The organism is Paenibacillus sp. GQ49 (assembly GCF_059759055.1).
In genome coordinates, this window is record NZ_JCAXEL010000020.1 from 74,096 (window position 1) to 96,637 (window position 22,542).

17 protein-coding genes and 2 riboswitches are annotated in these 22,542 nt (G+C 47.1%); of the genes, 12 read left to right on the top strand and 5 right to left on the bottom strand.

Annotated elements, in window-relative coordinates; all coding sequences use genetic code 11:
• Positions 1-25: 25 nt before the first annotated feature.
• Positions 26-1,000 carry an AraC family transcriptional regulator gene (locus tag AC6CIF_RS25830; RefSeq protein WP_498202071.1) on the bottom strand — a complete coding sequence of 325 codons (975 nt, stop codon included), beginning with the start codon at positions 998-1,000 and terminating at the stop codon, positions 26-28.
• Positions 1,001-1,153: 153 nt separating this feature from the next.
• On the opposite strand from AC6CIF_RS25830, the gene AC6CIF_RS25835 reads away from it, so the two are divergent.
• The 3 genes from AC6CIF_RS25835 to AC6CIF_RS25845 are packed head-to-tail and all read left to right on the top strand — an operon-like array spanning position 1,154 to position 4,939.
• Positions 1,154-2,335: a galactokinase gene (locus AC6CIF_RS25835; protein WP_498202072.1), complete on the top strand. Its 1,182-nt coding sequence runs from the start codon at positions 1,154-1,156 to the stop codon at positions 2,333-2,335.
• A 1-nt stretch (position 2,336) separates the two neighbouring features.
• Entirely contained in the window at positions 2,337-3,326 is a 990-nt protein-coding gene (galE, locus tag AC6CIF_RS25840) for a UDP-glucose 4-epimerase GalE (RefSeq protein ID WP_076212410.1), read from the top strand.
• Between the two features lie 14 nt (positions 3,327-3,340).
• Positions 3,341-4,939, top strand: coding sequence for a UDP-glucose--hexose-1-phosphate uridylyltransferase (locus AC6CIF_RS25845; protein WP_498202073.1), 1,599 nt, complete (start codon positions 3,341-3,343; stop codon positions 4,937-4,939).
• Between the two features lie 63 nt (positions 4,940-5,002).
• On the opposite strand, the gene AC6CIF_RS25850 is transcribed toward AC6CIF_RS25845, so the two are convergent.
• Complete coding sequence (locus tag AC6CIF_RS25850; RefSeq protein WP_498202075.1) at positions 5,003-6,763, bottom strand: InlB B-repeat-containing protein; 1,761 nt, start codon at positions 6,761-6,763, stop codon at positions 5,003-5,005.
• A gap of 253 nt (positions 6,764-7,016) precedes the next feature.
• Here AC6CIF_RS25850 and AC6CIF_RS25855 point away from each other — a divergent pair, with 253 nt between their 5' ends.
• The 8 genes from AC6CIF_RS25855 (at position 7,017) to ptsP (ending at position 16,689) form a co-directional block, all read left to right on the top strand.
• On the top strand, positions 7,017-7,589 hold the full coding sequence (locus AC6CIF_RS25855; protein ID WP_498202076.1) for an MSMEG_1061 family FMN-dependent PPOX-type flavoprotein: 573 nt from the start codon (positions 7,017-7,019) through the stop codon (positions 7,587-7,589).
• 93 nt (positions 7,590-7,682) lie between these two features.
• Positions 7,683-8,846: an iron-containing alcohol dehydrogenase gene (locus tag AC6CIF_RS25860; RefSeq protein ID WP_047844049.1), complete on the top strand. Its 1,164-nt coding sequence runs from the start codon at positions 7,683-7,685 to the stop codon at positions 8,844-8,846.
• A 277-nt stretch (positions 8,847-9,123) separates the two neighbouring features.
• Positions 9,124-9,660 carry an NfeD family membrane protein gene (locus AC6CIF_RS25865; protein ID WP_076212403.1) on the top strand — a complete coding sequence of 179 codons (537 nt, stop codon included), beginning with the start codon at positions 9,124-9,126 and terminating at the stop codon, positions 9,658-9,660.
• A gap of 56 nt (positions 9,661-9,716) precedes the next feature.
• Positions 9,717-11,273 (top strand): flotillin lipid rafts scaffold protein FloT, encoded by a 1,557-nt coding sequence (gene floT / locus AC6CIF_RS25870; protein ID WP_336765211.1) that lies wholly within the window; start codon positions 9,717-9,719, stop codon positions 11,271-11,273.
• A gap of 165 nt (positions 11,274-11,438) precedes the next feature.
• Entirely contained in the window at positions 11,439-12,293 is an 855-nt protein-coding gene (glcT, locus tag AC6CIF_RS25875; RefSeq protein ID WP_076212401.1) for a glucose PTS transporter transcription antiterminator GlcT, read from the top strand.
• Between the two features lie 286 nt (positions 12,294-12,579).
• Positions 12,580-14,631: a glucose-specific PTS transporter subunit IIBC gene (ptsG, locus tag AC6CIF_RS25880; RefSeq protein WP_498202077.1), complete on the top strand. Its 2,052-nt coding sequence runs from the start codon at positions 12,580-12,582 to the stop codon at positions 14,629-14,631.
• Positions 14,632-14,708: 77 nt separating this feature from the next.
• Positions 14,709-14,984: an HPr family phosphocarrier protein gene (locus AC6CIF_RS25885; RefSeq protein ID WP_036617010.1), complete on the top strand. Its 276-nt coding sequence runs from the start codon at positions 14,709-14,711 to the stop codon at positions 14,982-14,984.
• The gene (ptsP, locus tag AC6CIF_RS25890; RefSeq protein WP_498202078.1) at positions 14,977-16,689 is read left to right on the top strand and encodes a phosphoenolpyruvate--protein phosphotransferase; all 1,713 of its coding nucleotides are present in this window, start codon (positions 14,977-14,979) and stop codon (positions 16,687-16,689) included. Before AC6CIF_RS25885 ends, ptsP begins: the two co-directional genes overlap by 8 nt.
• A gap of 237 nt (positions 16,690-16,926) precedes the next feature.
• Here ptsP and gcvPB read toward each other — a convergent pair whose 3' ends face one another.
• From gcvPB to gcvT, 3 genes are all read right to left on the bottom strand, one after another.
• Positions 16,927-18,366, bottom strand: a complete 1,440-nt coding sequence (gene gcvPB / locus AC6CIF_RS25895) for an aminomethyl-transferring glycine dehydrogenase subunit GcvPB (protein ID WP_105601851.1) — start codon at positions 18,364-18,366, stop codon at positions 16,927-16,929.
• 131 nt (positions 18,367-18,497) lie between these two features.
• On the bottom strand, positions 18,498-19,853 hold the full coding sequence (gene gcvPA / locus AC6CIF_RS25900) for an aminomethyl-transferring glycine dehydrogenase subunit GcvPA (protein WP_498202079.1): 1,356 nt from the start codon (positions 19,851-19,853) through the stop codon (positions 18,498-18,500).
• Entirely contained in the window at positions 19,850-20,986 is a 1,137-nt protein-coding gene (gene gcvT / locus AC6CIF_RS25905; protein ID WP_498202080.1) for a glycine cleavage system aminomethyltransferase GcvT, read from the bottom strand. Before gcvT ends, gcvPA begins: the two co-directional genes overlap by 4 nt.
• Before the next feature lie 217 nt (positions 20,987-21,203).
• A riboswitch (glycine riboswitch) is annotated at positions 21,204-21,304 on the bottom strand.
• 3 nt (positions 21,305-21,307) lie between these two features.
• Positions 21,308-21,430: riboswitch (glycine riboswitch) on the bottom strand.
• 343 nt (positions 21,431-21,773) lie between these two features.
• Between gcvT and gcvH the strand changes: the two genes are divergently transcribed.
• Positions 21,774-22,166 (top strand): glycine cleavage system protein GcvH, encoded by a 393-nt coding sequence (gene gcvH, locus AC6CIF_RS25910; protein ID WP_047844042.1) that lies wholly within the window; start codon positions 21,774-21,776, stop codon positions 22,164-22,166.
• Positions 22,167-22,542 lie beyond the last annotated feature (376 nt).

Sequence of the window (22,542 nt, forward strand, 5' to 3'; positions counted from 1 at the left end):
TACGTGGTTCCGTCCGTTATGTTGCTCACCGTTTGATTTGTTGAGCATTCTGCTGCAACCCCTGATGTAGTGGTCGGGACAGTATTTTCTCTCGATACAAGCTGGGCGCTTCACCGTGAAATCGTTTGAACTGTTTGGAGAAATACAGCGCGTCTGGCAGTCCCACTGATGCAGATACCTGTTCAATGGACAGATCCGGTCGTTCTCTCAGGAGTTGGCGCGACTTGTCGATCCGCAATTTTAGTAGATAAGTGACTGGCGAAAGTCCTGTTTCCTGTTTGAAAATACGGGATAGATAAGCACGGTTGTACCCAAGACTCGCAGACATTTGTTCAATGGAGACAGGGTAGGCATATTGGGTAGACATATATTGAATCATCTGTTTCACCGTACGTCGGATGGAGGATTCACCGGGAATTAAGGTTTGACCCTGCGAAAGGTGATTCTGTGCTTCAGCTAGAATCATATATAACGTACCCAGTGATGTGAAATGGGAGCTTTCTTTGCGCTCGGCAAAAGCATCCTGCATCACGGATAGCCAATCGGAAATTCCACAGGATGGTCCGGCATGAAAAACGGATTTCTCCGGGCGGAATCCCGCCTCGTCAGCATGCTGGGCAGCCTGGCTGCCCGTAAAAGCGATCCAGCGGTATTGCCATGGATTGCGGGCGTGAGACTGGTAACTTACCAGTTGCCCGGGATGAATGAGGAAACAATCACCTGCGGATAACTCGTAGGTGTGCAGTTCGGTACGGAACGTACCCGCTCCTTTTTCTACATAATGCAGCAGATAATAATCAAACAGTTTGGGCCCGAGGGCGTGACCCGGAAGGGTCTGGCTTGCCCCGGCAAACAGGACATGGAGTGCGCCTTGTTCATAATAGACAGGATTGGAGGCAACCGAATAACTGAGTGCTCCACTTTTACCGGAAGGTGGTTCCTGTATTTTTTCGTTAGATGATGCAAGGGATTCTTTCTTGGGGCTGTATTGATCTGACATGGTCGTTTCCTTCTTTCCGGGATGCTCTGATCATTATACGCCTTAAGGTCACATTTATCCATATGAAACACACATGGTTGCATTACAAGAGGGATCGCTTTCTTATATAATAACATTAAGAAAACCACAACAACGAGGCGAGGTGCACCAGCAGTGAACGTAACTGAATTGAAACAAAAGTTTATTGAAAAGTACGGAGAGAGTGGAGCGGACATCCGTGTATTTCATGCCCCTGGGCGTGTGAATCTGATCGGTGAGCACATTGACTATAACGGTGGATACGTGCTTCCGGCAGCACTTGAATTCGGAACAACCTTGATCATTCGTGAGCGTCAGGACAACAAGTTGCAACTAGCTTCCACGAACATGTCTTATGAAGGGGTACTAGACACTTCCTCCATCGGTAAGGAAAAAACCGGAGAATGGACCGACTATCCTGTTGGTGTCATGGTTGAACTACAAGGTAAGGGCGTGAATGTAACAAAAGGCTACGACTTCCTGTACCACGGGGAGATTCCGAACGGGGCAGGACTTTCATCATCTGCATCTCTGGAGGTACTCACCGGATTTGCGATTCAGTCCCTGGAAGGTGTGTCGGATATTGATACGGTTCAACTGGCACTTCTGTCCCAGAAAGCGGAAAATGAGTTCGTAGGCGTCAACTGTGGAATCATGGATCAGTTCGCTGTCGCAAACGGTGCTCAGGATCACGCGATCCTGCTGATGTGTGACACACTGGAGTACCAAAAGGTTCCTTTCCGTACAGGCTCCTACAAATTGGTCATTGGTAACACGAACAAACGCCGCGGTCTGGTGGACTCGGCTTACAATGAACGTCGCTCCCAATGCGAGCAGGCACTTGCCATCTTGAAGGAACAGCTGCCTGCACTGAATTACCTGGCTCAATTGACGCCAGAGCAGTTCGTGACACTACAGGATCAGATCAAGGATGAGAAAGTAAGACAGCGTGCGCAGCATGTCGTGGAAGAGAACGCACGTGTTCTCGCATCGGTGGAGGCATTGCGGATCAATGATCTGGAATCCTTCGGCAAGCTGATGAACGCTTCTCATGAATCGCTTCGCGATTTGTACGAAGTAAGCTGTGATGAGTTGGATGTTATGGTTGAAGAAGCTCAGCGGATTCCAGGCACGCTTGGTGCTCGAATGACTGGCGCAGGATTTGGCGGTTGTACCGTATCACTTGTGCATGAAGATGATGTCGAGCGTTTTGTAAGTGAAGTGGGCGCTGCATATGAAGCGCGTACCCATCTCAAAGGTGATTTTTATGTATGCGGTGTAGGCGACGGTGTTAAAGAATTGAAGGAGGCGAAGTAAAATGGCAATTTTGGTGACAGGTGGAGCAGGGTATATTGGTTCTCATACGGTAGCAGCATTGTTGGAACGTGGGGAAGAGGTTGTTGTACTGGATAACTTGCAGACAGGGCATCGTGAAGCGTTGCTCGGCGGTAAGTTGTATGAAGGGGATCTGCGTGACAAAGAAATTCTGGCGAAGCTGTTTGCTGAGAATTCAATCGATGCAGTCATTCACTTTGCGGCTAACTCACTCGTAGGCGAGAGCATGAAAGACCCGGTTAAATATTATGACAACAACGTGTTTGGTACACTCTGTCTGCTGGAAGCGATGAATGCAGCGAACGTACGCCGCATCGTCTTCTCTTCTACAGCAGCTACTTACGGTGAGCCTGAGAAAGTGCCAATCGAAGAGAGTGATCGTACAGAACCAACCAACGTATACGGCGAAACAAAGCTGATGATGGAACGCATGATGTCATGGTTCGATAAAGTTCAGGATATCAAATACGTTTCCCTGCGTTACTTCAATGCAGCCGGTGCTCATGACAGCGGCAAAATTGGTGAAGATCACCAGCCAGAGAGTCACTTGATTCCACTGGTGCTGCAAACAGCATTGAAACAACGCCCGCACATCGCCGTGTTTGGTGACGACTATGCAACAGAAGATGGCACATGTATTCGTGACTATATCCACGTGAGCGACTTGGCTGATGCACATCTGCGTGCAGTAGATTATCTTCGCAAAGGTGAGAACAGTAATGTGTTCAACCTGGGTAACGGCACAGGATTCTCTGTAAAACAAGTGATCGAAACAGCCAGAAAAGTGACTGGCCTCGATATCCCGGTTGTACAGGAACCACGTCGTGCAGGTGACCCGGCTGTGCTGGTAGCTTCATCTGCAAAAGCGAGATCTGTCCTGGGCTGGAATCCAAAATGGACCAATCTGGAAGATGTTATTCAAAGCGCTTGGAGCTGGCACCAATCACGTCCTGACGGCTACGGAAAAAACTAGGAGGCGAACACCTTATGTCACAGACTCATATTGCAGCAGGTGCCACAGAGCGGACACCGGAGCAGCAGGAAGCACTGCATGCCATTGAACGTCTGGTTGCATTTGCCTTGCAGAAACAATTAATCGAGGAAGCGGATTGGGATTATAGCCGCAACCTTCTGCTGGAACAATTCGAATTCTCAGAGCCTTATGCCGGCGAGTTGGACGCGAATGTGCCCGATGGCCCACAGGCTATGCTGGATACGTTGATCGATTATGGATTTTCCATTGGACTCATTCCTGAAAATAGTGATACATTCCGTGATTTGCTGGATGCCAAAATCATGGGTCATTTAATGGCACGCCCGTCCGAAGTAGTACGCGCATTCCGCCACACGGAGCAGACGGAAGGCATTGAGGCGGCCACATCTCAATTCTATGACTTGTCGATTAACTCCAACTATATTCGGATGGATCGGATCTCGAAGAACGTCTACTGGACACAGGACACGGCCTATGGAGACATGGAAATTACCATTAACCTATCGAAGCCGGAGAAAAGTCCAAAGGAAATTGCCATGGCGAAATTGCTTCCGCCGCCGGTATATCCTAAATGCCAGCTGTGTCGTGAAAATGTAGGTTACGCTGGCCGGGTGAATCACCCGGCCCGCCAAAACCTGAGAGTCATTCCGTTGGAGCTTAACAACGAGCCTTGGTTGTTCCAATACTCGCCGTATGTGTACTATAACGAGCACTGCATCATTTTCCATCATGATCATGTGCCGATGAAACTGACGAAGGATACGCTTCGCAGACTGCTTGCCTTTGTCGGGGAGTACCCGCATTATTTTATCGGATCTAACGCGGATTTGCCGATCGTTGGTGGATCAATTCTGACACATGACCATTTCCAGGGTGGACGTCATACATTCGCCATTCAAAATGCACAGCCAGAAGCGGTCTTCCGTCATGCAGATGCACCTGGACTTACACTGAGTCTCGTAAAATGGCCGATGTCTGTAATGCGTCTGGCTTCACACGATCCTGCAGAGCTGCTTGAAGCGGGTAACGCCGTATATGAAGCGTGGAAGGTCTACAGTGATTCTGCTGTGGATATCGAAGCATTCAGTGAAGTGGACGGGGAACAAGTGCCACACAATACGGTAACACCAATCGTTCGTCGCAGTGCAGATGGTGGTTATGAGATGGATCTTGTATTGCGTAACAACCGTACAAATGATGTGCATCCTGAAGGGATTTTCCATCCACACCGTGAGATGCACCATTTGAAAAAAGAGAACATTGGTCTGATCGAAGTGATGGGACTTGCCATTCTGCCAGGTCGTTTGAAAGAAGAACTGGACAGTATCGCGGATATCCTCGCTGGAGATGCCAAGCTTGCTGAAGCGGCCAAAGCTTCCGATCATGTGTTGAACAAACATCTGGGCTGGGCGGAAGAATTGATTGAACGGTTTGGTCCTAAGCTGGACAAAGAACAAGCCGTTGCCATTGTACAGCAGGAAGTCGGCTTGAAATTCGCCGAGATTCTGGAGCATGCAGGTGTCTACAAATATGATGAAGCAGGACGCCAGGCTTTCCGTCGTTTTGTGAGCAGCATGGGATACACTGAATAGACATGTATAACGATGAACACCAGCCCATAATACAAGGGCTGGTGTTTTTTTTGAATATGATTTTTAACGGAGTTGTGAGGCAGTCGTTTGTTCTGTTGGAATTGAACGATAGATCAGGGCAGCCAGCTCGGCTCGGGTTAGGGAGTCATCCGGCCTGAACAGTCCGTGATATCCCACAACCATTCGAGTCTCGGCCAGTGTGGCTATGTAGTCGTGAGCCCAGTGGGAGGAGGGCACATCCTCAAAAGAACTCGTTTGGATCAGCGGCAGGCCCAGCGCGAGTACCAGAATTTTTGCTGCCTCAGCACGTGTAAGTACAGCATCCGGATGGAAGAAATCATTTAAGCCGTTCGAAATATGGGACCCATCAATAAGGCCGACCTCTTGTAGTCGAGATATAGCATCAAAGTAGGGATGTGTGGGCTCTACATCTTCAAAGGGAGCAGCCTTTCGGATTATCGGTAGCTCAAACGCTCCGTTGATTATACGAGCCATGTGTTTACGCAAGATTGGCTGGTTAGGCCTGAATGTGGCATTGGGATATCCTGTTATCAGACCACGTGCAGCGATATTTTCAATCATCAAGCGTGCCCAGTGGGTTGAAATATCACTGAACACAACTGGGGTCAATGATATTGTTGGCACTTTAGGTTCAGGTTCAACTTTAAGTTTAGGTTCGGTTTTAAGTTCCGTTCCTGTATAAGATTCCTGGGATGATGCGGCCGTAATAGAGCTACTGGTCCAGAAAGAAGAACTACTACCATGGTTTTCAGAGCTATTAGTCTTTACCCATTTGGCATATAGCGTTATGTCCTTAGTTACGGTATCTCGGTCAAAATTCCAGGGAAGAGATAATGCCGAGTCTATGTACCATCCATCAAATGAAAACCCGCTCTTGCTTGGCTGAGTGGGAGGCGCAATTGCTTGATTATTCTTAGCAATAGCAGAGGAAACGGGGCTTCCGCCTTGAGAGTCAAAAGAGACGGTCAAAGCTGGAATGGGATCTTCCTTAATCGTATCTTTGGACGCAGTTGTCACTGAACTCGTCCACTTGGCGTATAGCGTGATGTCCCCAGTCACGGTATCTCTGGCAAAATCCCAGGGAAGGGAGTATACCGAATCTATGTACCAGCCTTCAAACAAAAACTCGTCCTTGGTAGGTTGAGTGGGAGGCACAATGGTTTGCCCATAAGTGGCTTGAGTGACTGCAACCGGGTTCCCTCCATTGGAGTCAAAGGAGACGACCACATTCAGTTTTTGAAAGGGAATGTCATCCCAGTAAGCGAAATCTTGAGCCTCTGAAGGATCAAAACCCGTAATAATAAGGGATGAGTTGCCATCAAACGCTGAGAAACCAATAGACGACACGCTAGCTGGAATGAAGACAGTCGCCAGCCGATTGTCCGCAAATGCCATCGCTCCGATAGAGGAGACACTATCTGGAATGACGACAGAAGTCAGTTGATTGTCCATAAATGTAGCAAGTCCAATGGAAGAGACACAATTTGGAATAACAATAGAAGTCAGCTGGTTAGATGCAAATGCCCATTCCCCAATAGTGGAGACGGTATGCGGAATAACTACAGAAGTCAAATGATCGCTGTAAAATGCTTTGTCACCAATAATAGTTACTTTTTGTCCGTGAATAGTGTCGGGAATAATGACATCTTTCGAAGTGCCCACATAGTCGTTTATTGTGATTCCATGAGCGTTGGTGCTTGTTATGAAATCCTCTTCTTTATTCGGCTCAGCATACATAACCATCTGTCCCCAGGGTACGAGGAACATTAGCAGAGCAAAGACGAAGATGCTTGCTTTTTTCAATCCACTAACCTCCTTATTTATTTTAAGAATTTTGAAGTCCTTTTGGTTACAGTACAACTGTTAGATGAGATTAACAATACTGAATCTTCAATAGGTGAGCCGAGGGCACATGGAGTCGCGGTATTTTCAATGACGGCACTCATATTCGTTCTCAGAAATGGAAGATGTCAGTTCCCGCATGTATAATGGTGGAAAGCCATTGAAAACATAACTCAATGAAGAAACGGGGACGAATTAATTGGAGAAGCAGGCATTGAATATTCCGTTGATTACAGATGCTGAGGAACTGCAAGGCATGGTGGGTGAACCGCATGAACATGTGCGTAACAAGGCAATTTCATTTGTGGATTCACATGTTCAGAACTTTATATCCATGTCACCATTGTTTTTCCTCTCCACCTCCGATCGTGATGGAAAAAGTGATGTGTCACCTCGGGGTGATGGAGCAGGATTTGTGAAAGTCTATGATACATACCGGCTCGTTTATCCCGAACGCCCAGGCAATCGGCGTATAGACTCGTTGTTGAACATGTTATCGAACCCTGGTATTGGTATGCTCTTTTTGATTCCGGGTATGAATGAAGTGCTGCGTATAAATGGTACAGCATCCATTACCAAGGATGAGGAATTCATCGCCAGTATGGGCTGGAGTGGTAAAACCATAGGTGCGGCTGTCATTGTAGATGTGGAAGAGTGTTTTATCCATTGTCCGCGGGCATTCAAACAGGCTGGATTATGGGCCTCAGAAACATGGGTGGATGCTGAGGATTTGCCTTCAACGAGCGAGATGTTTCGAGCCCATTTGGAGATTAACGGGTTGTTATAAAGTGAGTGACTATGGATTTGTTTTTCTATAAACAGGGTACTATAATTGGAGTTGCACTAAAAATTCTAAACTCCATTGGAGGCGACAATAGATATGAGATCTTTCCAATTCTATAATCCAACCCGGCTGATTTTTGGCAAAGGACAACTGGAAGCATTGAAAACAGAAGTGCCGAAATACGGTAAACGGGTTCTGCTTGTATATGGTGGCGGCAGTATCAAACGCAGTGGGCTGTACGATCAAGTGATCGGTTTGCTTAAGGAAGCTGGAGCAGAAGTGACTGAACTGGCAGGTGTGGAACCTAACCCGCGTCTTTCTACGGTGCATAAAGGGGTAGACCTCTGTAAAACAAATAACATCGACCTGATCCTCGCTGTAGGTGGCGGCAGTGTACTGGACTGCTCCAAGGCCATTGCTGTAGGTGCCAAGTATGATGGCGATATGTGGGATTTTGCTCAGCGCAAAGCCGTTGCACAGGATGCACTTCCACTCGGTACGGTATTGACGATGGCAGCAACTGGTTCGGAGATGAACTCCGGTTCGGTTATTACGAATCAGGATACTCAAGAAAAATTGGGCTGGGGCAGCGCATACTCATTCCCTGCATTCTCTATCCTGGATCCAGTGAATACATACACTGTTCCACTGGACCAAACGGTATACGGGATGGTGGATATGATGTCTCACGTATTGGAGCATTACTTCCATCTGGACGCCAACACACCGGTTCAACTCGGCTTCTGTGAGACGATTCTGCGTACCGTCATGGAAGCAGCGCCTCGTCTGGTTGAAGATCTGGAGAACTATGAACTGCGCGAAACAATTCTGTATTGCGGAACAATGGCACTGAATGGCGTGCTGAATATGGGTCTCGCAGGCGACTGGGCAACACATAATATTGAACATGCGGTATCCGCAGTGTATGATATCCCACACGGTGGTGGACTTGCGATCTTGTTCCCACACTGGATGAAACATAACCTGGATGTGAATGTGGATCGATTCAAACGTCTGGCAATTAATGTATTCGAAGTGAACCCTGAAGGCAAGTCGGACAGACAGATTGCTGAAGAAGGTATCGATGCGCTCAGCAAATTCTGGACATCCATTGGTGCACCTAACCGTTTGGCAGATTACGATATCGATGACAGCCAGATCGACGTAATGGCTGACAAAGCGATGCTGTTTGGTCCATTCGGTAACTTCAAGAAACTGCAACGGGAAGATGTTGTATCCATCTACAAGGCTTCTCTGTAATTCTATAATCACTGCATAGTGAAAGGACACATTCTGTTGTCCAATAACCGCAAGTCTCCTTCATGGGGGCTTGCGGTTTTTTCGTGTATTCGGCTCTGCACGAGAATAATGGAGGAACATGAAGCAAGGAGAACAGAATGTTGTGATAATACCCATTATCGGCTCCAGAATACATTTGAGGAAAGATTTTGAAACATTTTGATGGTAGCTACGTATTTATTTACATGTGGAATGCTCAGTTAGGATGAATTTGCGGCAGAGAGAGGAGGAACAGGGGATGGAAACAATGTATTGGGGGTGTCTAATCGGAGGGGCGATATTTGCGGTTGTCAGCCTTGTGCTGGGTGACTTGATTGATGGCTTGCTGGACGGAGCTTTTGAAATGCCAGGCCTTGATTTTTTCAAACCCGTTGTGTTAGCTGGTTCCATTACAACCTTTGGTGGAGCAGGTATTTTGCTGACACGTTATAGTTCATTAAGTGCCATGTCCGGTCTAATACTATCCCTGCTTATAGGTATTGCTGCAGCCATGCTGGTATTCTTCGCATATATCAAACCGATGCGTAACAGCGATGTCTCGATTGCATTTTCAATGAAAGAGTTATCTGGGAAAATTGGGGAAATCACCATTCCGGTGCCGGAAAAAGGTTTTGGCGAAGTCATGATCCGCTTTGCATCCGGTAGTACGATTCAAACGGCATCCAGTTTTGAACACCTCCCCATTGCGGCGGGAGCACGTGTTGTTGTGGTGGATGTTGTAGATGGCGTATTGCGTGTGTCGGAATGGGATGAAAATGTACTTAAAGATTTATAAAGTATTCTTAATTAGTTTAAGCACTCATCATGAATGAATAAGGGGAGAGATGTGGAATGGGAGATTTAAATTTGAACTGGGATGTTTTGTTGATTCCCATAGTTGTGGTTGGTGTGATTCTGATTTTAGGATTGGCTTTCTGGGCGAGATACAAAACGGTTGGACCGGATGAGGCGATGATCGTTACGGGTTCATTCCTGGGTAGCAAAAATATCTCCGATGATGATTCTGGCCGAAAAATTAAGATTGTTCGTGGTGGCGGTGCATTTATCCTGCCGGTATTCCAGCAGTCCGAGTTTATCTCCTTGTTGTCCCACAAGCTGGATGTCTCCACACCTGAAGTGTACACGGAGCAAGGGGTTCCGGTTATTGCTGACGGTGTAGCTATTATCAAGGTTGGGGGCGCTGTAGAGGACGTTGCTACGGCAGCTGAGCAATTCATCGGTAAACCTGTAGAAGCGCTGAGAAGCGAAGCACAGGAGGTACTGGAGGGGCATTTGCGGGCCATCCTCGGTACAATGACGGTGGAAGAAGTATATCGGAACCGGGATCGTTTTGCCCAAGAGGTTCAAGGCGTAGCAGCTAGAGATTTGAAAAAAATGGGTCTGCAAATTGTTTCATTTACCATCAAGGATGTTCGTGACAAACAGGGTTACCTGGATGCTCTCGGTAAACCGAGAATTGCTGCTGTGAAGCGGGATGCCGAGATTGCTGAAGCGGAAGCGATGCGTGATGCACGTATTCAGAAGGCTAATGCGGAAGAACAGGGGCAAAAAGCAGAGTTGCTGCGTGATACGAATATCGCCGAGGCAGCCAAAGAGAAGGAACTGAAAGTAGCCACGTTTAAACGGGATCAGGATACAGCCAAAGCGGAAGCCGATCAGGCGTACCATATCCATGAAGCACGTGCGAGACAGACCGTGGTGGAAGAAGAAATGAAGGTTGAACTCGTTCGTAAAGAACGTGAGATCGATCTTCAGGAAAAAGAAATCGTTGTACGTGAGAAGCAATATGATGCTGAAGTGAAGAAAAAGGCAGAAGCGGATCGTTATGCGGTGGAGCAGGCAGCCGAAGCGGATAAAGCCAAGAGAATGCGTGAAGCCGATGCGGTACAGTATTCCATCGAAACACACGCCAAAGCAACAGCTGAACAGAAGCGACTTGAAGGTCAGGCCATGGCGGATGCGGAACTTGCCAAAGGTACAGCTGATGCAGAAGTTATTCGTTTGCGTGGTCTTGCAGAAGCAGAAGCGAAGGAAAAACTGGCAGAAGCATTCCAGAAGTTTGGCGAAGCGGCTGTACTCGATATCATTGTCAAAATGCTGCCTGAACTGGCTGGCAAAATTGCAGAGCCAATTGCATCCATCGATAAATTGACGGTGGTAGATACAGGTAAAGGTGAAGGTGCAGCGCGAGTAAGCAACTATGTTACCGAACTTATGGCGACCGCTCCAGAGATGCTCAAAAGTGTATCCGGCATCGATGTAGAGCAGCTGATTAAAGGCCTTACGAAGTCCAAAACACCTGCGCCAGTTGCCATTCAACAGAGCGAGGCTGTTACAACTCCTTCTATAATCGACAAGATTGTGGAAAGGGCTGGCGTTGACGAGTAAGAAGCACTTCGAATCTTGCAGGGTTGCTCTATTGACCTTAAGACGAATTTTTGTTACTTTTTAAGCGAGACGTCCGGCGCGGTTTGCCCGCTCCGGGTGTCTTTTCGTTCGTAACAGGGTGTGACTTAATCACACCTAAGATGGTGTGAAAAAGAGGTGCAAACAATGAGCAGCCTGCATGTAGATAAAGCGCTAAATAATAATGTAATCATTGCACAGCATCCTGAACACGGGGAAGTCGTTGTTATTGGTAAAGGCATTGGCTTTAACCGAAAACCGAGTGATCACATTCCATTGATGGCTGTGGAGAAAATGTTCATTTTGAAAAACCAGCAGGAGCAAGAGCAGTACAAACAGCTTCTTCCACAGGTGGATGAAGCACTGATCGAGATTATTAACGAAGTTATTACGTATATTGCAGAGCGTACGGACGTTCCTCTGAATGAACATATCCATATTGCATTAACCGATCACATTTCTTTCGCGTTAAAACGCAAGGAGCAGGGCATTATCATACAAAATCCATTTTTATATGAAACCCGCGAGATTTATCCTGAAGAATATCGAATGGGAGAATACGCTGTTCGTTTGATCAAAGAGAGAATGGGCGTAGATTTGGGGATGGACGAGATTGGTTTTGTTGCCCTCCATATCTATAGTGCAATGACCAATCAAAATATATCCCAGGTACGTGAACATTCACAATTGATCACTGATTTGGTGAACCTGGTGTCCGATCAACTCGATTATTCGTTTGAAACGGAATCACTCGATTACTCTCGTTTGCTGACTCATCTTCGTTTCGCTCTTGAGCGTGTTCGCCGTGGAGACAAAGTGGAAGAGCTTCATAAGTTGGATTCCCTGCTTAAGTTGGAGTATCCCGAAATGTACTCGCTTGCATGGAAACTGACCAAAGTAATGGAGAAAAGACTGAAACTGCCGGTTTATCCTGCGGAGGTAGGTTATCTGACCATTCATCTGCAAAGGCTGAATCAGCGGAAGGAAGAAGAGAATAAGTGAGATCATTCCAGTGATGGAATGCGGAATTTATTTTTTTGGTGTAAAGGCTTGCAATGGATTAGAACTGGTGCTACAATGATTTCCGTAATCAAGCAACTGAATAAACATAAGCGACGTGTTACTGACTCGATCAGGCATGAGTTAATTAAAGTGTGATTGTTCTTTCCTTGTACAGGGTATGCTATACCCCAAGGTTGGCACATTTCACTTTGTTAATTCATGCCTTTTTTGTGTTCCCTTGCTTGTATCACAACATATAACATAGACGAAAGGGAGAAACGACGCGATGTTCAAAAAGCTTTTTGGTGTATTGCAAAGAGTAGGTAAAGCTCTCATGCTGCCTGTAGCCATTCTACCTGCGGCAGGTTTGCTGCTCGGAATTGGTAACATGCTGGTTAATCCAGATTTCTTGCAATATGTAACGGCGCTCGACACCCCTTGGGTGAACTCGATCGCAACAATTATGATGAATGCAGGTCAGATCGTATTCGATAATCTGGCATTGCTGTTCGCCGTCGGTGTAGCCGTCGGATTGGCCGGTGGCGAAGGGGTTGCAGGTCTCGCAGCGATCATCGGTTATCTGGTCATGAATGTCACACTGGGTACCGCAGTAGGGGTTACTCCAGCAATGATCGGTGAAGTACCGGGTTATGCCAGCATCTTGGGTATCCCAACATTAAGTACGGGCGTGTTCGGAGGTATTATCATAGGTATTGCCGCCGCGCTGTGTTACAATCGATTTTTCAAAATCGAACTGCCGTCTTACCTTGGTTTCTTTGCGGGTAAACGTTTCGTTCCGATTATCACTTCGGTTGTATCCCTCTTAATCGGGTTGCTTCTGGTGATTATCTGGCCACCGATTCAAAATGGATTGAATGCTGTATCTCATTTCATGGTAGATACAAGCCCGACATTGTCGGCATTCATCTTCGGAGTTGTGGAACGGTCATTAATTCCGTTTGGTCTTCACCACATTTTCTACTCCCCATTCTGGTTTGAGTTCGGTGAGTACGTAAACAAAGCTGGAGATGTCATTCGTGGTGACCAGCAAATCTTCTTCAATCAATTGCGTGATGGTGTGAACCTCACAGCGGGAACATTCCAAGTTGGTAAATTCCCGTTCATGATGTTTGGTTTGCCAGCGGCCGCACTTGCGATGTACCATGAAGCAAGACCGGAACACAAAAAGTATGTAGCAGGTATCATGGGCTCTGCAGCATTGACTTCGTTCCTGACAGGGATCACGGAACCACTAGAATTCTCGTTCCTGTTTGTAGCACCAGTCCTGTTTGCAGTACACTGTATCTTTGCAGGTTTGTCTTTCATGACCATGCAAATTCTGGGTGTCAAGATCGGTATGACCTTCTCCGGTGGGTTCATTGACTTCCTGATCTTCGGGATTATTCCGAACCGTACACCTTGGTGGGACGTTATTATTGTCGGATTGATTCTTGCGGTGATCTATTACTTCGGTTTCCGGTTTATCATTCGCAAATTTAATCTCAAAACACCTGGACGAGAGGATGCAACGCCTGAAACCGAATCTGGCGGAGGCTCTGGTTCAACGGATGAGCTGCCCCATAACATTCTTGAAGCTTTCGGTGGCAAAGAGAATATCAAACATCTGGACGCTTGTATTACTCGTTTGCGGATTGAAGTTAATGAGAAATCCAATGTGAAAAAAGATCGTTTGAAACAATTGGGTGCATCTGGTGTACTTGAAGTGGGTAATAATGTTCAAGCCATCTTCGGTACACGTTCCGACACGATCAAATCTCAAATGCAGGATATTATTGCAGGACGAACACCAGCACCAACGCCAGCAGCTGCCAAACCAACTCCTGAAGAGGAGAAGGCACAAGGTGAGCAAGGCGAGCGCATCGTTGCTGAGGATATCGTCATGCCAGTCAACGGTGAATTGCTGGACATTACAAACGTACCTGATCCGGTCTTTGCTGAGAAAATGACAGGTGATGGATTCGCAATTTTGCCACATGATGGTACGATAACTTCTCCTGTGTATGGTAAAGTGTTTAATGTATTTCCAAGCAAACATGCCGTGGGCATCATGTCCGATGGTGGCAAGGAAGTGCTTGTTCATATAGGTGTTAATACGGTGAAGCTGAAAGGTCAAGGCTTTAACGTACTGGTACAGGAAGGTGATCTGGTATCGGCAGGTCAGCCGATTATGGAAGTGGATCTGGAGTATGTCAAAGCAAACGCTCCTTCGATCATTTCACCAGTTATTTTCACCAACCTGCCAGAGGGCTCCACAGTAACTCTGAAGAAGAGCGGAGTGCTGAAAGTTGGCGAACAGCCAATCATTGAGATAAAATAAGAAGTGTTACGACAATGGCAAGCAAGTGTAAATATATGCAATGCCTAAACCAAACTACTGAAAGTGAGATGATTGTAATGCAACAAACATTCAGAATTACAGACGAAGATGGTATCCACGCACGTCCGGCGACAGCCCTGGTAAATACAGCAAACAAATTCAAAGGTGCAGAATCCTTTGCAGAAGCTAACGGTAAAAAAGTAACTTTGAAATCCATTCTGGGTGTTCTTTCCCTCGGATTGGAACAAGGCGACACCATCAGCATCATCGTTGAAGGCGAAGGCGAAGCTGAAGCTCTTCAAGCTTTGACTGACGTTATGGTTAACGAAGGGTTGGGCGAAATTAATGCTTAATGTCTCCGGGATCGCGGCTTCGGCGGGTATTGCTATCGCCAAGGCGTTTATCTTGGAGCATCCTGACTACTCTGTAGAAAAACGCCAAATTAACGACGTTGACGCAGAGATCGCGAAACTCGACTCAGCTCTGGGTAAATCCCAGGCTGAGCTTGAGGCGATCAAAGAGCGCACTTTACAAGAGCTTGGCGAGAAAAAAGCAGAGATTTTTGCTTCGCATTTGCTCATTCTGAATGACCCGGAACTAATTGATCCGGTTAAAGCTAGAATTGCGGATGACATGATCAATGCAGAATTTGCTTTGAACGAAACAGCATCGCAATTTATCTCCATGTTTGAGAACATGAAGAGTGCTTACCTGCAGGGACGTGCTGCAGATATGCGTGACGTTACCAAACGTGTGCTAAATCACTTGCTTGGTATCGACTTCATGAGTCCGGCTGAGATCAATGAAGAAGTGATCGTGCTTGCGGAGGATCTAACACCTTCCGACACGGCTCAATTGAACCGCCAATTTGTTAAAGGTTTTGCAACCAACATTGGTGGACGTACTTCTCACTCGGCGATCATGGCGCGCTCACTTGAAATTCCAGCTGTTGTTGGAACCAAGGACATCTTGGCTCAAGCGAAACAAGGCGATATGATCATTGTTGACGGTCTGGATGGTCACGTACTGGTTAACCCTACTGATGAAGTTATTGCTGAATACCGTGCCAAACAGGAACAGTATGATGCACAACGTGCAGAGTGGAGAAAACTTCGTGATGAGCCAACGGTAACGGTAGATAACGTTCATGTTGAACTTGCAGCCAACATCGGTACACCAAATGATGTAACTGGTGTTCTGGAGAACGGTGGCGAGGCTGTAGGCCTGTACCGTACCGAGTTCTTGTACATGGGCAGAGACAAGCTCCCTTCCGAAGACATTCAGTATAATGCTTACAAAGCGGTACTGGAAAAAATGGAAGGTAAACCTGTTGTTGTTCGTACACTCGACATCGGTGGAGACAAAGAGCTTCCATACCTGGATCTGCCAAAAGAAATGAATCCATTCCTCGGCTTCCGCGCAGTTCGTCTGTGTCTGGACCGTCTGGATATCTTCCGTACACAATTGCGTGCATTGCTGCGTGCAAGCGTACATGGAAACCTGCGTGTCATGTTCCCGATGATCGCAACACTCGGTGAATTCCGTGAAGCAAAAGCTGTCTTGCTCGAAGAGAAAGAGAAGCTGGTTGCTGAAGGCATTGCTGTTTCTGACAGCATTCAACTCGGAATCATGGTCGAAATTCCTTCGACTGCAGTTCTGGCGGATCAGTTTGCCAAAGAAGTGGATTTCTTCAGTATCGGAACGAACGATCTGATTCAATACACAATGGCTGCTGACCGTATGAACGAAAGAGTAGCGTATCTGTACCAACCTTACAACCCAGCCATTTTGCGTTTGGTTAAAATGGTTATCGATGCAGCGCATCGTGAAGGCAAATGGGTTGGCATGTGTGGTGAGATGGCAGGAGACGAAACAGCAATTCCATTGTTGCTTGGTCTTGGATTGGATGAGTTCAGCATGAGCGCAACCTCCATTCTGCCAGCTCGTAGTCAGATCACCAAATTGTCCCGTGCGGATATGCAGGAACTGGCTGCTAAAGCTCTGGATATGCAAACGGCTGAACAAGTTGTTGAATTGGTTCAAAGCATTCAAGCGTAATTTTGCCGGGGTTTCCTCCGGATTTGAGGTTTTTTCTTTTTCCGATAATAAGCTGCATTGATGTAGCGATTTTGCCGATATCCGCGATTCATTGTGGATATCGGCTTTTTTTGTTGCGTAGATGTATAGGGAATAAAGGGGAGTACGAGGGAAAAGTCCTGTAATGTCTAGCCAAAAAAATGCTCTTACTGGTGTAGTTAACATCAGCAAGAGCATGGATAAGAAACTCACTTAGTTTTAACTGCAAGCGCAGTTCAGTACAGGTTTGCGGGCTGCGGTAGTCTCATCGAGTCGAGTAACCGGTGTGCCATAAGGTGCGTTCAGGACTAATTCAGGTGTCTCTTCCGCTTCTTTGGCAATCCGTATCATCGTATCAATGAACCCATCCAGCGTTTCTTTACTTTCGGTTTCTGTCGGCTCGATCATAATGCATTCTTCGACGTTGAGCGGGAAGTACACGGTTGGTGGATGATATCCAAAATCAAGCAATCGTTTGGCAACGTCAAGTGTGCGTACACCATATTGCTTCAACCCCCGACCAGACATGACAAATTCATGTTTGCATACACCCGGATACGGAATCTCGTAGTATGGTGCGAGGCGGGCCATCATATAGTTAGCATTGAGTACCGCACATTCAGATACACGGCGCAATCCTTCCGGTCCATAGGTACGAATGTAGGCATAGGCACGTACCAATATACCGAAGTTACCGTAGTAGGCTTTCACTCGGCCAATGGATTGATCGCCTTCACGATCGAATGCATACATACCGTCATCATTTTTAATTACCATGGGTTTAGGCAGGAACGGAATCAGACGACTCTTCACGCCGACTGGTCCGGCACCGGGTCCACCACCGCCATGAGGCGTACTCATGGTTTTGTGCAAGTTCAGATGCACCACATCAAAGCCCATATCACCCGGACGGGTAATACCCATAATGGCATTCGAGTTGGCTCCATCGTAGTACAACAAGCCACCAGCCTGATGTACGATGGATGCAATCTCCTGAATGTCTTTCTCGAACAAACCAAGTGTATTCGGGTTGGTCAGCATCAATGCTGCCGTATCGGAACCAACTGCTGCACGGAGTGCGTCCAGATCGACCAGTCCATCTGCGCGGGATGGAATCGTCACAGTTTCAAATCCTGCAACGGTTGCACTTGCCGGGTTGGTACCATGAGAAGAATCGGGTACGATGACTTTGGTACGTTGTTCACCACGACCTTCGTGGTAGGCACGAATCATCATGAGTCCAGTCCATTCTCCATGGGCACCAGCGGCTGGTTGCAAGGTCACAGCGTCCATACCTGTCAGACCTGCAAGGTCGTTTTGCAACGTATATAACAGTTCAAGTGCACCTTGAATGCTGGATTCATGCTGGTACGGATGGATTTTGGCGAAACCGTTATAACGGGCCACGTCCTCATTGATCTTCGGATTGTATTTCATTGTACAAGAGCCCAGTGGGTAGAATCCGTTATCTACGCCGAAGTTGCGGCGGGACAATGCGGTATAGTGTCGAATAACATCTACCTCAAACACTTCCGGCAGTGCTGCTGCTTCCGAACGGAGCATTTCCCGGGGAATCAACGTATCGGCAGCCTGACGAGGAACATCACATTCTGGCAAGGAATAAGCGACACGTCCAGGGCTGCTGAGTTCAAAAATCAATGATTGTTCTGGAGCAGGAGATAAGGTCTGTGCACTAAATGTTGTATCCGTCTCAGGTTGAACCGAAGTGGAGACAGAGGTACCTGTTACCGATTGTCCTTGTACCGATGTTGTCGTTGTCGTTTCCTGAGTCACAGCAATCCCTCCAATGCTCGTGCGAATTCGTCAATCTCTTCCTTAGTGCGCCGTTCGGTAACAGCAATCAGCATATGTCCGGAAAGCTCCGGATAATCACGTCCGAGTTCGTAACCACCAATAAAGCCCGCATCCAGCAGTTTCAACTGAAGACCATCCACATCGGTTCCTTCAGGAAGCTTAATTACAAACTCATTAAATGTTGGTGCATTAAAAGTAAGGCTAACTCCAGGAATCGCAGTTAATGTATTGAGGGTGTAATGACTCTTTTGCAGATTCAGATCCGCGACATCGATCATACCCTGTTTACCCATGATGGACATATACACAGATGCGCTGAGCGCAAGCAAAGCTTGGTTGGAACAGATGTTGGATGTCGCCTTTTCGCGGCGGATATGCTGTTCACGTGCTTGCAGTGTGAGTACAAAACCACGTTTGCCGTTGCGATCGGTTGTTTGGCCTACAATTCGGCCAGGAATTCGGCGCATATGAGGCTGGGATACGGCGAAATATCCGCATGTTGGGCCGCCGAGTGAAGCGGCGATGCCGAGGGGCTGCGCATCACCTACAACGATGTCGGCACCCAGCTTGCCTGGGGCTTCCAGCAGACCCAGCGATAGCGGGTTGGCACTTACAACGAGCAGGCCCTTGTGCGCATGCACGAGGTCGGCAGCCTGCTTCACATTTTCCACGGCACCAAAGAAGTTCGGACTCTGGATCATGACAGCAGCGGTATCGTCTGAGATGGCGGCTTGCAGAGCATCCCAGTCAGTTACTCCATCCTTATAACCAATCTCGACAATCTCCAGACTTAATCCGTGCGCATATGCCTGCAATACCTGACGGGCTTCCGGATGAACGGTACGGGATACGATAAGTTGTTTGCGACGTGTTGCTGCTGCGGCGAGATTACCGGCTTCCGCAAAAGCTGTTGCGCCGTCATACATGCTGGCATTGGCTACAGCCATACCGGTTAATTCACAGATGTAGGACTGAAACTCGAAAATGGCCTGTAGTTCACCTTGGCTGATCTCAGGCTGATAAGGTGTGTAGGCAGTGTAGAACTCGGAACGGGAAATGACATGATTGATGACGGAAGGAACATGATGATCGTATATACCTGCGCCGAGGAAGCTGGCGTGTGTTTCGAAATTGGCGTTGGCGCCGGCTTGTTTGGACATATGACGTGTCAGCGCATATTCATCAAGTTTGGAGGATACGGGCAGCTCGCCCTGATAACGAATCTCCTGCGGAATGTCCTGAAACAGATTCTCCAGCGTATCCACACCGATGGTTGCGAGCATGGCGCTCTGATCTTGCTCAGTCATGGGAATGTAGCGGTGCTTGCTCATGCTTGATCAGCTCCTTGAGTAGGTGTCTTCGACGTACGTGTCCGTTTATGAAAAGGGGTCTTCACGACCTCGGCTTTTAATTTCTTGCCGCGAATCTCAATCTCAAGCGGGGTTCCCAGCGCAGCGTATTTGCTGTCGATGAGGGCAAGCCCCAGATTACGCTTCAATGTAGGTGATTGTGTGCCTGTAGTAACTTCACCAATCTGTACGCCTTCGGCGTAAATCGGATAGTGGGGCCGGGGAATACCACGCTCCAGCACTTCGATGCCGACCAGTTTGCGGGCAGGCCCGTCAGTTTTTTGCTGTAACAAGGCTTCGTATCCGATAAAAGGTCCGGCATTCAGCTTCACAAACATGCCTACGCCAGCTTCGAGCGGAGAGATGGTTGCCGACAATTCCTGTCCATACAGGGGGAGCTTCGCTTCAAATCGTAGTGTATCCCGGGCACCAAGTCCGGTTGGTACGAGTCCGTGACCTTCACCCGCTTGCATTAACCCATTCCAGACCACAGCGGCCTGATCTGCAGGAATATATAGTTCAAAGCCATCTTCACCGGTATAACCGGTACGGGACAACAGTAATTTTACTCCACATACTTCAGCATCCTGCACAAAACGAAACGGTTCAATCGTGGATACATCCGTATCTGTAACTTTTCCGATAATATCTACAGCCAGTGGTCCTTGCAGGGCGAGTAGCGCCGTCTGCTCCGAATCGTTGGTCATGCTTACGCCGGGGATCAAGTGCTCTTGCAGCCACGCCCAATCCTTGTCGATGTTGGAGGCGTTAACCACGAGCATATAATGCTGATCTTCCAGCTTATACACGAGCAGATCATCCACCACACCGCCATCTGGATAACACATCAGGGTGTACTGTGCTTGACCGGGAACCAGCGTGGTCACATCATTGGTCGTCATTTGTTGCAAAAAAACTTCGGCCTGCTCACCCTGTACTGTGAATTCGCCCATATGGGATACATCAAACAGTCCAGCACGCTCGCGTACCGCTTCATGTTCTTTCTGGATTCCGCTAAATTGTACCGGAAGCTCCCAGCCTCCAAAATCAATGCACCGTACGCCTTCATATTGCTGATATAGTGGGAAGAGTGGTGTTCTAAGCAAATCGGACATCAAATCACCTCGTTATTGGCCGTCAGCCAGCCTGATATACAATCGTGGATCAATGAACCAGGGTATTTTTAAATTTTCAGCTAGATAATTTCATCACATAAGTATGGTAAGGCAGCTATGGCAGCGCCATTCTACATCCTGTTTTTCGTTTTTTTGGGAAAAAGGAAAAGGACAGGCCAAAGAATCGGCATGCCAAGTAGCACGCTGTATTCTAAGGCTCTGTCCCTTGTACCTGAGAGTTACCCCGCTGCGTTGTGCAGCAGGTTTCCCCTTGGGTGATCATAACGCCCGCACAGGGCGAATAGATGCTCTCCAGAGTTGCGTCCCGTAAAAGTCCTTTTGCCTGAGAGATTCACCCCCGCTTATCGGTGGTTTACTCCTTCGGCGTTACCTCATGTGCATCCCGAATCGGGTGTCACGGGTAATCTCTCCCTTTACATTCATCCGCGGGTATATCATGGTCCAATAAACACATTTACTCCTCTCATTAAAACGTGAATCCACTACCGATGTCAAGAACGATATCATAGATAATGATTTAAAACCGAATATTTAATCTATTTTAGGTATTATTGTTCGTGTATTTATAAAGAGTGCGCTTACTATTCTAATATTCACCAGTATATGAAGAAAGAGTGTAATCCGGTTACAGGATTTAGAGGTGTTCAGCAAATAAATTGTGAGGTATCTTGACATTTGATTCAAAAATATCATACGCTATGTTCTGGGAAAAAGGTTAAGGTCAAAGAACGCATGTACTCATTAATGAAAAGCGAGGCGGATATCGATGAGCGAATTGAAAAGTGATTTCCTGTACAGTGAAGAGCACGAATGGGTGCAAACCGTAGGGGAGGATACTGTACGTATTGGCATTACCGAGTTCGCGCAGCATCAGCTGGGTGACATTGTGTTTGTGGAATTGCCTGACCTTGAAACCAATGTAAAAGCAGAGGACAGCATTGGAACGATCGAATCGGTCAAAACGGTGTCGGACTTGTTTTCTCCAGTCACTGGTTCAATCATTGCGGTGAATGATTCGTTGCAGGACTCTCCTGAACTTGTGAACAGCTCTCCTTACGAGGAAGGCTGGATGATTGAGATCCGTGTTGAGGGAGATCTGACAGCAGCATTGTCTACATTGATGAATGCAGACGCGTATCGGAAACATACGGAAGAATAGTATCAACGAACTTGTACTTATTAACATATATTTTATAACCAAATGAAATGAGCTTCATATTGTTTCGACCTGTGTGAGCCTGATAGCTTGCACAGGTTTTTTGTGCTTTCCAACAATGGTTTTGAATGTGGATTGAAGCAGATTGTGGATGTAAATCAACTGATTGGACCAAGCTATAGGTTAGAAAATGATTCTGGAAATGATAAAAGTCATAGGCAAAAAAAGCCTTGTGTATCAATGGGTTCAGCCATTATGCATCGATTAAAACGATTACATAACCTAATGTTGTCATCATTGTTCATGACGAAAGTACGCTTTCATTTCATTGAACAGGAGAGCATTCTCGCTTAGGATTACAGCAGGGGAGAAATGATAC